The sequence below is a fragment of the Pseudoalteromonas sp. J2K-J599 genome, assembly GCF_059295115.2.
On sequence record NZ_CM200272.1, the window covers coordinates 679,388 to 691,545 of the forward strand.

Genomic DNA, 12,158 nt, shown 5'->3' on the forward strand with positions numbered 1-12,158 from the left:
GATTCTATAATGCGTTTAAAACCTCTTGTAGCTACATTAGCAGCCACATTTGCACTATCACTTTCAAGTAGTGCCATAGCCGACGAAGGCATGTGGCAACCACACCAACTTCCAGAGTTAGAATCAATTTTAAAAGCCAAAGGGCTTGAAATTGATGTTGAATCTATTTCTAAGTTAACCGAATTCCCAATGAATGCAGTAATTAGCCTAGGTGGTTGTACAGCATCGTTTGTATCGCCTAAGGGTTTAGTTGTGTCAAACCACCACTGTGTTTATGGCTCGGTTCAGTACAACTCAACGCCTGAGAACAATATTTTAGAAAATGGCTTTTTAGCTAAAAGTCCTACAGAAGATTTACCTGCAGCGCCGGGCTCACGCGTCTATGTAACAAAAACGGTTACCAACGTAACAGATGAAGTAATTAAAGGTACTAACGAGTTAACAGCAAAAGCACGCTACGACGCACTCGAAAAAAATGAAAAAGCGCTAGTAGCCCAGTGTGAAGCCGACGAAAGCTATCGTTGTAATGTGTATTCGTTTCATGGTGGTTTAGAGTTTTACCTAATTAAGTCACTTGAAATTAAAGACGTACGCTTAACTTATGCACCTGCAATGGGCGTAGGTAAATACGGTGGCGATATAGATAACTGGATGTGGCCGCGCCACACAGGCGACTTTGGTTTTTACCGCGCTTATGTAGGCAAAGATGGAAAACCAGCTGAGTACAGCGAAGACAACGTACCCTACGTACCTGACTCCTACCTAAAAGTAAGTGCCAAAGGCGTGCAAGAAGGCGACTTTGTAATGGTTACAGGCTACCCAGGGCGTACTAACCGATACCGCATTGCAACAGAGGTAGATAACGTATTTAACGACAGCTACCCTAAAGCACGCGTTCATAACTCAAAATACGTGTCGCTTATTGAAGAAAACTCAGAAGACGGCAGTAAAGCGCGTATTGCTTACGAAAGCACCATTGCAGGTTATAACAACTATATTAAAAACTATGGTTCGATGATCGAAAGCTTCAAAAAAGGCACTATGCTTGAGCGCAAAAAACAGTTTGAACAAGACTTAACACAATGGATCAATAGCGATAGTGAGCGTAAAGAGCAATACGGAAGCGTATTAGGTGAGCTATCTGAGCTAATTGCGCAATCACAAGAGCACAGTGAACGCGACCGTATGTTAGGTTATGTGCACCGCTCACAAATGATCAGCACAGCACGACGTTTATACCGCCTAGCTTATGAAAAACAACAGCCAAATAGCGAACGTGAATCTGGTTATCAAGAACGTGACCTACCTCGCATTAAAGCAGGGCTTGAGCGTATGAGCCGCCGTTATGATAGCAAAGTAGACAAAGCTATTTTACTGCACTTTTTAGAGCTGTATGCAGCACTTCCAAAAGAAGAGCGTTTTAGCGAGGTTGATAACGTATTTAAAGTACAAAATGGGTTTGATAAAGCAACCCAAAGCGCGTTACTTGATAGCATGTATGAACAGTCAAGACTTGATAATGCCACTGTTCGCAATTCATTATTTGAACAATCGTTTAGCCAGCTAAATCAAAGCCAAGACCCATTTGTGCAGTACGCTAAAGCAATCTTTAAAGTAATGAAAGCAGAGGAAGATAAATCAAAAGCACTTGCAGGTAAATTACAAGCAGCTCGCCCAGAGTTAATGAGCGCAATCATTGCGTTTAACAAAGCTAAAAACAAACCTGTATACGCCGATGCCAACAGCACATTACGAGTAACCTATGGCACCGTAGGCGGCTACTCACCTCAAGATGGCTTGGTAGCAACACCTTTTACCTCGCTTGAAGGGTTACTAGCTAAAAACACCGATGTTGACCCATTTAATGCACCTAAAAAGTTACAAGAGCAAATTAAAGCCAAGCTTTATGGTGATTACACGGGTGGCATGAATACAGTACCCGTTAACTTCTTATCAAATGTAGACACTACCGGTGGTAACTCAGGTTCGCCAACACTTAACGGTAAAGCAGAGCTTGTTGGTTTACTGTTTGACGGTGTTTACGAAAGTATTATTGGTGACTGGGATTACAACCCTGAGCTTAATCGCTCAATCCACGTTGATTCACGCTACATGCTTTGGGTAATGGATAAAGTAGATAATGCACAAAACTTGTTAGACGAAATGACAATCGTAAAATAAGTAATTAGTGAGATAACAGAAGGGCGCTTACCGTAAAGGAAGCGCCTTTTTTATTAATCATAATGGGTTACGGTTTGTATACGTCAGTAGCATAACTTAGTTTTGCTAAGCACGCTTCTCTTCATCGCGAAGTGTTAAAACTTCGAAGCCCGTTTCTGTTACTAGAACGGTATGTTCCCACTGAGCAGAAAGTTTCTTGTCTTTTGTTACGACTGTCCATCCATCTTTTTTAGTTTTTACCTTCTTGGAACCTTGGTTGATCATAGGCTCTATAGTAAAGGTCATACCTGCTTCAAGCACTAACCCTGTATGAGGTTTACCATAATGCAAAACTTGCGGCTCTTCATGCATTTCTTTACCAATACCATGACCGCAATATTCACGTACTACACTATAACCAGAAGATTCAGCGTGCTTTTGAATAGCATAGCCAATATCACCAAGCGTTGCTTTTGGCTTTACCACCTTAATACCTTCCCACATAGCATCATAAGTCGTTTTAACCAATCGTTTGGCTTCTGAGCTTGTCGCTGCAAAAGTATACATTTTACTTGAATCACTGATATAACCATTTTTCTCTAAGGTAATATCAATATTTAAAATATCTTTGTTTTTTAATTTATAAATATTATTGGGTACACCATGGCACACTACGTCATTAACAGATGAGTTCAATGAATACCGATAGCCATATTGGCCTTTACTGGCAGGACGAGCATGTAACACATTGGTAATATAGCTTTCTACTTTAGTGTCTATATCTAACGTAGTTATGCCCTCGCAAATAAAATCATCAAGCATTTTAAATACCTGAGCTAAAAGCTTTCCTGATTCTCTCATGAGCTCAATTTCTGCATCAGTCTTTATTGTTGCTTTACTCATGCAAAAGATCCTGAATAGTAAGCTTTTCTTTTATGAGTTGTTTTTTAATTATTTCATGGTAGGTAAGTGTCGGATTTAACTCAGCAAGCATGCCTATTTTAATCCAAAACTCTGCTTGTGAATTGATAGATCTGGACATGATATTACTCGATTTTCTAATTTCTTCATGCAGCCCATCTGATATTTTCACTATTCCCATTATATATACCGTATATGATTTATATGCAAATCGTATACATTGAGGGTTGTTATGTCAACATAGACCTTTTACAGTATGTTTTTGCTCACTACCCTTTGTGTTTATATTTAATTATACGGCTAGCACTTTTAAACTGTATTTTTAGGTTAATGAATTTAATGATTATAGTATGGCTGTAGGCTTACTGTTCGACGGTGTTTACGAAAGTATTATTGGTGACTGGAATTACAACCCTGAGCTTAAACGCTCAATCCACGTTGATTCACGCTACATGCTGTGGGTAATGGATAAAGTAGATAATGCACAAAACTTATTAGACGAAATGACAATCGTAAAATAAGTAATTAGTGAGATAACAGAAGGGCGCTTACCATAATGGAAGCGCCTTTTTTGTTGATGTTTGATTCGCTTATTTATGACTGCTAAGTGCCATGAGCGGACGTTCGTAACGCCTCAATCAGAGGCAAAAAATAGTTGGTTAAAATTAGCGACGCAGGAGCAAAACCAACTGTTTTTTGTCCTGCTGAATTGACTTGATACTCATTGAGCCTCCTCCCTAGCATCGCGATTATTCGCTACGCAGAAAAGGCAACCAACCTTACAGGAGAAAGCTCAATGAACTTTTACAATAACATGCATCCATATTATTGTGGAATCGATTTACACGCGCGATTACTTTACGTCTGTATCATTGATAATACAGGACTTATCCTTGTTCACAAGAAAATTAAAGATGACCCAGAAGCACTACTAAAACTACTTAAACCGTATACCGGTAACATTGTGGTTGGCGTAGAATGCATGCATTGCTGGTATTGGGTCGCTGACTTTTGTAAAGAACACACTATCGACTTTATTCTCGGTCATGCGTTATATATGAAGGCGATTCATGGCGGTAAAGCCAAAAACGATAAAATAGATTCATATAAAATTGCCAAACTCATCCGTGGGGGAAACTTCCCACTTGCTTATGTGTATGACAAAGATATGCGTGCTACGCGCGACTTATTACGCCGAAGAACTAAAATTGTTCGCCACGGAGCTGATTTAAAAGCCCATGTCGCCAATACCGCCAGCCAGTACAATTTACCTGCCCACAACGTGAATTTAAAGAACGTCTGCGACAGAGAAAAGATGCGCTACTACTTCCCTGACCGCGTTGTGCAACGATCCATTAATTTAAATATGGCCATACTCGATTGCTATCACAGCGAGCTTAAGCCTTTAGAGCATTATATTGAACAAATGGCCAAGCAACACAATCCTGTTCACCTTAATATCTTGCAAACAATAAATGGTATAGGCCGCATTCTCGCACTTACCATTATTTATGAAATTGGTGACATTAATCGCTTTTCAAGCCTACAAAAGTTCGCTTCATATAGTCGGTTAGTCAAATGTAAAGCAGAGTCTGCCGGCAAAACCTATGGCACCCAAGGTAACAAAATTGGCAATGCACATCTAAAATGGGCGTTCTCCGAAGCCGCTGTATTGCTGCTGCGTCACAATCACAACGCCAACAAATACCTCGAAAAACTACAAAAACGAATGAGTAAAGCCAAAGCACTGTCAGCGCTTGCGCATAAGCTTGGTCGCTGTGTTTATTATATGCTTAAAAAAGAGACGGTATTCGATGAAGCAAAATTCTTAAAGAGTTAGTCACGGTATTGAGTGAGCTGAACATCTAACTGGATATAAGGCTGAGCATCAATCAATTAGGTGAGTTAATAACCAACAAGGTTTAACCTGATTATATGCCTACAGACCTAAGCCACTTGTCTTGATTAGACGCTCAGTACGCGTGCATTAATACAATAAACAAAGTCGCTTACACCTGACTTGAGCCTGAAACTAACTGGATCATAATGATGAAACCAGCCGCCTTGAATAGTGCCATGATGAGGTTAACCGATGAATGTCTAGTGCCCCAGCAACCCCAAAAGGATATGGGAAAAAGCTGGCTGCGATGAGATCGCAATAAGAGAGCCTCTATATGTGTTTGCCGTAAGCTACTTACTTAACAGCCGCATCGACATACGAAGTAAACGAATTTGTTTATTGATTTAGAATTGACCGTCAATTTATAAAAACGGTCAAAAAGAAAACTAATGCCTATTGACAGAGTTAAGGCTCATATGTGTTAGTACCCGACGTACTGCTTTAACAACCCCAAACGAAATATAGGGTGAGCTCTTTCACTTAACCCCATTTCCAGAAGACTATCAATGTGAGAGTCAATTTCTTCAGCCGACAATTTGCTCACATAAAGATGCTTATATAGCAAACCGTAATAGTGGGCAAGCCCATCAAAAAGCAAGTGCTCCTCAGTTACGAATAAGGGCGGATAACGAAACTCTGTTAGGAAACGGACTGTATCTTTTATTATTTGAGCCAAGTTGGCGTCAAAAAAGTCTATTTTCGTTTGCATTAGCTCTGATACGGTATCGGAATCGAGACTTCTTGGTTTTCCACTTTCCTCATGTACCGGATTGAGGAGTAAAGTAAACAAGAGGAATAATATATTTAGATCTTTAGTGCCTTCAACCTCTTGCTGCAACTCCCACATAGGGTGGTTAATTAGCCCGAATTGAACAGCAGTTATATCATCTTTACCAGTGCGGCCAATCAGAAATCCATACGAAAAGTCATTATTGATGGGTTTGAGATACCGCACTTGAGCACCATCACTTCCCGCTTTGGTAAAACCGTTTTTCTCAGCGGTCCTAATTAACTTTGATTTCATAAACAGAGTCTCTGAGGGTACTAACGCTTTGCTAAGGGGCAATTGACTGTTGGCTAAACTTGCGCGAAGCGCCAAGCCAACTGTTAATTGTCCCAGTGAGTTTACGAACGAACTTGAGCAACTTGTTATAAGCCATTAGTTGCCACTCTTTGCCCGCAATGGATACAAACAATTGAACCAGAAAACCAGCGCCAAACAACTTTATCCCAGCTACCACTTGATGCTGGATGAGGCTTTTTAAAACCTTGAACAGTTAAACATTTATCGCAATGTGGGCAACGGTTAAAAAATGCCAAAACAATATGAATTAAAACTGTGCAAAAGAATGCCCCAAACAAATAAACTAAATGACTAGCACTAGCGTTAGGTTCAGAAAACATTTTCCCATAAGCCAGAGATACAAAGAAAACTATTAAAAGTGTCCACGCTACAAACACGCTTAACACATCAAGTTTTCCAATTATCGATTTCATCACCGAACTTCCTTTGGCTTATAACGCTTTGCCAAGGGGCAAATGCGAACGTTGTTGGGCGAAGCCCAGTGAGTATTTGTCCCAACCGCGCTTTTTGCGGCGAACTTTGGCAACTTGTTAGGTTCCGGTTTTAGGGATGTTACATTTGATCATAAACCAATTCTTTTCGCTTTCGTTAAGCATAGCGAACCCCATATTTTCTTCGCCGAAATGGCAAATTCTTGTTTTTGATGGATTACCAAAAGAAAAATAGCCTTCTCGACGCTTTCCGCTGTCTTCATAAGAAAATGCCTTCATGACAAACCAAACACCATCAAAGTACTGAAACCAAATTAATTTGATTCCTTTACTTTTAGCGAATGAAATGAATTCGTCAAGTCGGCCATCAGAAACTTCTACTTTCTTTTTAGTCCCTTTTATTGAAACGACATTTACCGGCAGGTTTTTACCATCATCTTCATCTATCCACTGAACAAGCTCAAATTTTCCTTTCTCAGCCAACTTAATCAAATGCTCTAAGCTACTATGATGTTTCGACAAAAAGCCTTCTGCTCTTTTTTCTACCCTGTTTTTGAAAGGATTATACTCGTCAGAACACCCCAGCACTAAAAATCCAACAGCAAGAATCGTGAGTAATCTCATAGGAACCTAACGACTAAGCTCACCGGCGGCAATGGAGCGCAGCGGAATTGCCGTCCGGTGCAGCGCCTTGTTATGCATCGGATTATGGGGCAACTAATAAATAGCGATTATCTCCGCCACCCTTCGGTGGCCATTATCTTTTGCGCTTCTTCGGTAACCAGAAAGTCTAGGAACATCTGCGCCTCACGGTCTGCGTCAGGTGAGATGACTACATTGACATCTCGCCAGATCGTTCGGCCTTCATCTAAGCGAACAAGCTCCAATACATCGGGGTGCGTGATTGGCCAGTTCGGCCAGGTAATCCAGGCATCAGCGTCCAGCTCCTTGAACGCATTGAAGCTGGCGCCAGAGCCGAGCGAGTACGACACGATATTCTTCCGAAACTGCGCGACGTCATTCAGCGAGCCCATGCGTCCGGCGACGTCTTCCCATGTTCCAGTTCCGGAGGTGTTGTAGATGCCCTTGCCCTCCGTAACGACGATTTTCATTCCTTCCACTAGAAGCGCGTCAAAGCCCTGAATATTCTTTGGGTTGCCGGCCTTAACGGCTATAACGGTGGGCCTGATATAGATCGGCTCGACCTTGCTGGGGTCGAAGGTCTTGTAGGTTAGCAGGAATGCCGTCATCGACTGCTCCGAAGTACCCCAAAGTATATCGGCATCTGCCTGCGCATCAGCAGACCATCTGCTTTCAGGCCCGGCGATAATTTCCACTTTGGTACCCGAACGGTTTTCCCAGACCTCAGCGACTTTTTTGAAGGCGGTATTCGGCCCCCCAGCACCATACAGTTTGACGACACCATCCTTCGGCTCGTGCTCGATTGATGGGTCATAAAGTGATGCCTGAGCGAATGACGGAACAACTGCTGCTGCACAAAAGAGTGCTATGACGGTAACTATTTTCATTTTCTATCTCCTAATTTGAATGAGATTGTAACTTGGCTGTGAGGCATAACAATTTAATAGTGCGCTCAGCGCGCATATTTCTGCCGACTTAACGCTCATTTATCTACTTTATATAGTTTTAACAAATTATCTAAGGTATTACTATAACTAAGTTTTCTAAAACTTTTAAGTAAAGTTAAATGGAACAATATGCGCGCATCGCTCATTTTCATGAATATATGCGCAAAGAACAGTTTAACAAATCAATTAACGACGATATTTAGCCAATATCAATGACCGCTTCTCGCTCTTATCCGCCTTTAACTTAAATCAAATCACCTCAACATCCTTTAATATATTTTATGTGCATTTTATAACCAAGAAGTGCTAGGTTAGTGGTAAATTAATTGAAGGAAATAATTATGAAATTAGAGTCATTAGCACTGCACCACGGTTACGAATCTGAGCCTACGACCAAATCGGCAGCCGTGCCTATTTATCACACTTCTTCTTATACATTTGATAATACGCAGCATGGTGCTGATTTATTCGATTTAAAAGTACCTGGAAATATTTACACCCGCATAATGAACCCAACCAATGCCGTACTTGAACAACGTATTGCCGCGATGGAAGGGGGAATTGGTGCGCTGGCTGTTGCCTCAGGGATGGCGGCTATTACGTATGCTATTCAATGTTTGTGCGAGGTAGGTACTAATATTGTGAGCACCAGCCAAGTATATGGCGGCACGTATAATTTATTTGCCCATACATTACCACGCCAAGGTATTGAAGCACGTATGATTAAAGCTGATGACTTTAGCGCATTCGAGGATGCCATTGACGACAGCACCCGTGCTGTTTTTTGTGAATCTATTGGTAACCCGGCAGGTAATATTGTTGATATTGAGCGTTTAGCACGTATTGCACACAGCAAAGGTGTGCCGCTTATAGTTGATAATACCGTGGCTACGCCGTATTTATGCCGTCCATTTGAGCTGGGCGCCGATATAGTGGTTCACTCACTGACAAAGTATATAAACGGGCACGGTACTGCTATTGGCGGCATGATTGTCGACTCAGGGAAATTTGATTGGAAAGCAAATGCTACACGTTTTGCAATGATGAACGAGCCCGATCCGTCGTACCACAATGTGGTTTATACCGAAGCTTTTGCTGAAGCTGCATTTATTGGACGTTGTAGAGTAGTGCCACTTAGAAATACTGGCGCAGCGCTTGCGCCTAAAAACGCATCTGACATTTTAATTGGCCTTGAAACCTTAGGCTTAAGAATGGATCGCCACTGCGAGAATGCACAGCAGCTAGCTGAGTATTTAGAAAATCATCCAAAAGTGCTTTGGGTTAATTACGCAGGGCTTAAATCAAGCCCGTATAACGAAATGAGCCAAAAAATTACCAGTGGCAAAGCATCGGGTATTTTAAGCTTTGGTATTGCTGGTGGCCTAGAAGCGGGTACTCGTTTTATTGATGCGCTAAACATGATTTTACGCTTAGTTAATATTGGCGATGCCAAGTCGCTTGCGTACCATCCTGCGTCAACTACACACCGCCAATTAAATGATGAAGAGCTTGCTAATGCGGGTGTAAGTCGCGATTTAATCCGTTTGTCAGTCGGTATTGAAAACATTGCTGACATAATTGCCGATGTAAGCCAAGCGCTCGATAAAGCATAGTTACCTCACTACCTTTCATAAAAAACTTTAAAGCATAAAAAGCGTTAGTTGAAAATAAACTATCGTTTTTTATGTTTTTCTAAAACCAATTAACAAGTATACACCCTTATTTTATATACCTTTTTTATAAAACCTCCCTAAGACTTTTATATTTCTATCGTTTGTTTTTCATTCACATGTCAATTTTGTATTGACACTAAGATTAGTTACTACTACATTTGTAACAGTACCACTACAAGTGTAGTAATAGGAGCGACAATGAAACTTAGTGATTTTGAAATGGATATTATGCAGCTGCTCTGGCAGGAAGAACCCTGTACCGCGAGTCAACTACATAAAGTGCTTTTAGCTGATAAGCAAAAAGATAAAAAAGTAGCCTATACAACAGTTAAAACTATCGTAGATAGGTTAGAACACAAAGGGGCGATTGAGCGCTGTGGACATGAAGGTCGAGCTATTGTTTTTAGAACAATCGTGACTCAAGACACATTATCGGGGCAAGCTATGCCTAGTTTTATGCAACGATTTTTTAAAGGTAATTCTCGTAGTTTAATTGCCCACTTTATTAAAGAAGAAAAGCTAAATGATGAAGATATAGAATATTTACAAACGCTTTTAAAAAATAAGAAGTTAGATTAAAGGAGAGGGTAATGACGGATTATTTACTAACTTGCACACTTATTAGCTTATGTATTTTGCTTACAGTAAAAGGGCTAAAAAATGCCCCAGCACGATTAAACTTTTACATTTTAATGACTGCCTTGGTATGTTGGTTTGTCCCTTGGCAATATTTTTCCCAGTTATCCTTATTTGAAGGGGCAAATCGTTACACATTCAACGTGGCGCAATTGATTCCCAATGTTAAAGCATTAATACCAAATGCTGAACAAGTAGCAACTAAGGACGAATTACAAAGCGATATGAGTATATGGGACTTATTGCCATCACTTAGTAATGTTTTTATGGTTTTAGTTTTAGCTGGTTTTGGATTGTTTTCATTACGCATGGGCTTATATGTAAAGCTTATAAAAAACTTATACATTAACTCAAAGCCAAGTCCTGAACTTAAACACATTAACAATCAGTATCCAATTAGACTAACAACCCATACAGAGCCTGCTTTTGCTACCGGGTTAATAAAGCCTGTTATTTGGCTAGAGTCGACGATGGTAAATCGTGAAGAATTAGATTCAGTCATTCAACACGAGGTAACTCATTTACAACAAGGTGATATTTATTGGACGTGGCTTATTTGTTTTATAGAAAGCGTTTTTTGGTGGAATCCTATTTGCTTAAAGTTAACTGGTTTAGCAAAAGAGCAACTCGAACTTAGCTGTGATGAGTTGTGTATGCAAAAGCTAAAAGGTAAATACCAATTGGATTTAGCCAGTTTATTGCTACAAGAGCAAAGTGCTAAAAGCTCGCCTAACTTTTTTACCCCCCCACTTTTGAATATTGCTCATTCTAAGAGTTTTAATATTCAGAGGATCAAAATGTTAAACAAGGAAAAAACAATGAAAAGTAAATATTTGGTTATGGTTGCGGCGGCAATGTCTTTTAGTGCTTTAGCTGCAGCGCAAATTGTAGATGGTAGTTCAGATAACAAGCAGCAAAGTAATAATACGTCTCAGGCTCCTATTAAAAGTGAAGAATATAATCAACAACTTGCACAGCTTCTTAAAAGTGCAGCAGGGGCAAAAAGTGATAACTCTGAACTGTTAAACCAAGCTGCGCAAGGCATACAACAATGGCACTTAAATAGAGATAAACTTGCTGGTTTTGAAGAAGCTGAAATTAAACTACAAAGCTTTAGGCTGCTAGATCACGTTTACTCTAAACTTGAGCAATATGAAGATATACTGAGTGCTTACGAAAAATGGTATGAGCCTGGTAGTAACCCGCCTTACTTTTTAAAAAATTCACTAGCAACCGCGTATATACAGCTAGGGCGTTATGAGCTTGCTGTTGCAGAGCTTGAAGATTTATCAAAACAGCTTGAAGGGAAACTACATGTTGGCTCTGCTGATAACTTAGCACTGGCATACATTTACCTTGATGATTACGATAAAGCGTTAAAAACCCTAGAGAAGGTTGATGCAAAAGACGATGTATACGGAAATATCCTTAAATATTATGTTTATGATAAACAAAATAACCGTAAAAAGATGGATGAAATCAAAAGTAAAATCCCAGAAGCATTTGCAGTTACCCCCGCGTTATTACCACAAAGCGGCCTACCTGGTTCGCAATTGTTGAGATTGCTATAAGTTTTCAATTACGATGAGGCTCGGAGTATCTGAGCCTCTGTTTAATGTTATTGGTACAAATACAGTAAAATAGGTCTAGATTATTTAAATCTCTTGGGTAATCGCTTAGCGATAACCTAAATAAAAATGGCTAAAAGTAGTGATTTTTCACAATAGTTGGTATGTTACAAGTAACATTTTATTTAATTGTGTG

The 12,158-nt window shown here is 40.1% G+C and carries 11 protein-coding genes and 1 pseudogene; 6 read left to right on the forward strand and 6 right to left on the reverse strand.

What is annotated here, in order from left to right; genetic code table 11:
- The first annotated feature begins 9 nt into the window (after positions 1-9).
- The gene (locus AC5NT5_RS19815; protein ID WP_494513541.1) at positions 10-2,181 is read left to right on the forward strand and encodes a S46 family peptidase; all 2,172 of its coding nucleotides are present in this window, start codon (positions 10-12) and stop codon (positions 2,179-2,181) included.
- Positions 2,182-2,286: 105 nt separating this feature from the next.
- On the opposite strand, the gene map is transcribed toward AC5NT5_RS19815, so the two are convergent.
- Positions 2,287-3,063 carry a type I methionyl aminopeptidase gene (map, locus tag AC5NT5_RS19820; protein ID WP_024605997.1) on the reverse strand — a complete coding sequence of 259 codons (777 nt, stop codon included), beginning with the start codon at positions 3,061-3,063 and terminating at the stop codon, positions 2,287-2,289.
- Positions 3,056-3,262: a ParD-like family protein gene (locus AC5NT5_RS19825; RefSeq protein WP_024596935.1), complete on the reverse strand. Its 207-nt coding sequence runs from the start codon at positions 3,260-3,262 to the stop codon at positions 3,056-3,058. The genes map and AC5NT5_RS19825 overlap by 8 nt, the downstream gene beginning before the upstream one ends.
- A 157-nt stretch (positions 3,263-3,419) precedes the next feature.
- On the opposite strand from AC5NT5_RS19825, the pseudogene AC5NT5_RS19830 reads away from it, so the two are divergent.
- Together AC5NT5_RS19830 and AC5NT5_RS19835 are read left to right on the forward strand one after the other, a co-directional pair.
- Positions 3,420-3,602, forward strand: a pseudogene (locus tag AC5NT5_RS19830) (S46 family peptidase); the annotation flags it as partial.
- A gap of 275 nt (positions 3,603-3,877) precedes the next feature.
- Entirely contained in the window at positions 3,878-4,921 is a 1,044-nt protein-coding gene (locus tag AC5NT5_RS19835; protein WP_024596140.1) for an IS110 family RNA-guided transposase, read from the forward strand.
- Positions 4,922-5,402: 481 nt separating this feature from the next.
- Here AC5NT5_RS19835 and AC5NT5_RS19840 read toward each other — a convergent pair whose 3' ends face one another.
- From AC5NT5_RS19840 to AC5NT5_RS19855, 4 genes are all read right to left on the reverse strand, one after another.
- The gene (locus tag AC5NT5_RS19840; protein WP_054200766.1) at positions 5,403-6,005 is read right to left on the reverse strand and encodes a hypothetical protein; all 603 of its coding nucleotides are present in this window, start codon (positions 6,003-6,005) and stop codon (positions 5,403-5,405) included.
- 125 nt (positions 6,006-6,130) lie between these two features.
- The gene (locus AC5NT5_RS19845; RefSeq protein ID WP_024596405.1) at positions 6,131-6,478 is read right to left on the reverse strand and encodes a hypothetical protein; all 348 of its coding nucleotides are present in this window, start codon (positions 6,476-6,478) and stop codon (positions 6,131-6,133) included.
- A gap of 117 nt (positions 6,479-6,595) precedes the next feature.
- On the reverse strand, positions 6,596-7,120 hold the full coding sequence (locus AC5NT5_RS19850) for a hypothetical protein (RefSeq protein WP_024603380.1): 525 nt from the start codon (positions 7,118-7,120) through the stop codon (positions 6,596-6,598).
- A gap of 107 nt (positions 7,121-7,227) precedes the next feature.
- Positions 7,228-8,025, reverse strand: a complete 798-nt coding sequence (locus AC5NT5_RS19855) for a substrate-binding domain-containing protein (RefSeq protein WP_015485957.1) — start codon at positions 8,023-8,025, stop codon at positions 7,228-7,230.
- Positions 8,026-8,426: 401 nt separating this feature from the next.
- Here AC5NT5_RS19855 and AC5NT5_RS19860 point away from each other — a divergent pair, with 401 nt between their 5' ends.
- The 3 genes from AC5NT5_RS19860 (at position 8,427) to AC5NT5_RS19870 (ending at position 11,965) form a co-directional block, all read left to right on the forward strand.
- Positions 8,427-9,698 (forward strand): O-acetylhomoserine aminocarboxypropyltransferase/cysteine synthase family protein, encoded by a 1,272-nt coding sequence (locus AC5NT5_RS19860; protein ID WP_494513542.1) that lies wholly within the window; start codon positions 8,427-8,429, stop codon positions 9,696-9,698.
- Positions 9,699-9,956: 258 nt separating this feature from the next.
- A complete protein-coding gene (locus AC5NT5_RS19865) occupies positions 9,957-10,337 on the forward strand; it encodes a BlaI/MecI/CopY family transcriptional regulator (protein WP_004586391.1) in 381 nt (126 codons plus the stop codon).
- An 11-nt stretch (positions 10,338-10,348) separates the two neighbouring features.
- Positions 10,349-11,965, forward strand: coding sequence for a M56 family metallopeptidase (locus tag AC5NT5_RS19870; protein ID WP_494513543.1), 1,617 nt, complete (start codon positions 10,349-10,351; stop codon positions 11,963-11,965).
- Positions 11,966-12,158 lie beyond the last annotated feature (193 nt).

Excerpts from the sequence above, each read along its gene's own strand:
- AC5NT5_RS19840 (WP_054200766.1), bottom strand. The coding sequence starts at position 6,005 with ATGAAATCAAAGTTAATTAGGACCGCTGAGAAAAACGGTTTTACCAAA.
- AC5NT5_RS19860 (WP_494513542.1), top strand. The coding sequence starts at position 8,427 with ATGAAATTAGAGTCATTAGCACTGCACCACGGTTACGAATCTGAGCCT.
- AC5NT5_RS19870 (WP_494513543.1), top strand. The coding sequence starts at position 10,349 with ATGACGGATTATTTACTAACTTGCACACTTATTAGCTTATGTATTTTG.
- AC5NT5_RS19855 (WP_015485957.1), bottom strand. The coding sequence starts at position 8,025 with ATGAAAATAGTTACCGTCATAGCACTCTTTTGTGCAGCAGCAGTTGTT.
- AC5NT5_RS19865 (WP_004586391.1), top strand. The coding sequence starts at position 9,957 with ATGAAACTTAGTGATTTTGAAATGGATATTATGCAGCTGCTCTGGCAG.
- map (WP_024605997.1), bottom strand. The coding sequence starts at position 3,063 with ATGAGTAAAGCAACAATAAAGACTGATGCAGAAATTGAGCTCATGAGA.
- AC5NT5_RS19845 (WP_024596405.1), bottom strand. The coding sequence starts at position 6,478 with ATGAAATCGATAATTGGAAAACTTGATGTGTTAAGCGTGTTTGTAGCG.
- AC5NT5_RS19835 (WP_024596140.1), top strand. The coding sequence starts at position 3,878 with ATGAACTTTTACAATAACATGCATCCATATTATTGTGGAATCGATTTA.
- AC5NT5_RS19825 (WP_024596935.1), bottom strand. The coding sequence starts at position 3,262 with ATGGGAATAGTGAAAATATCAGATGGGCTGCATGAAGAAATTAGAAAA.
- AC5NT5_RS19815 (WP_494513541.1), top strand. The coding sequence starts at position 10 with ATGCGTTTAAAACCTCTTGTAGCTACATTAGCAGCCACATTTGCACTA.
- AC5NT5_RS19850 (WP_024603380.1), bottom strand. The coding sequence starts at position 7,120 with ATGAGATTACTCACGATTCTTGCTGTTGGATTTTTAGTGCTGGGGTGT.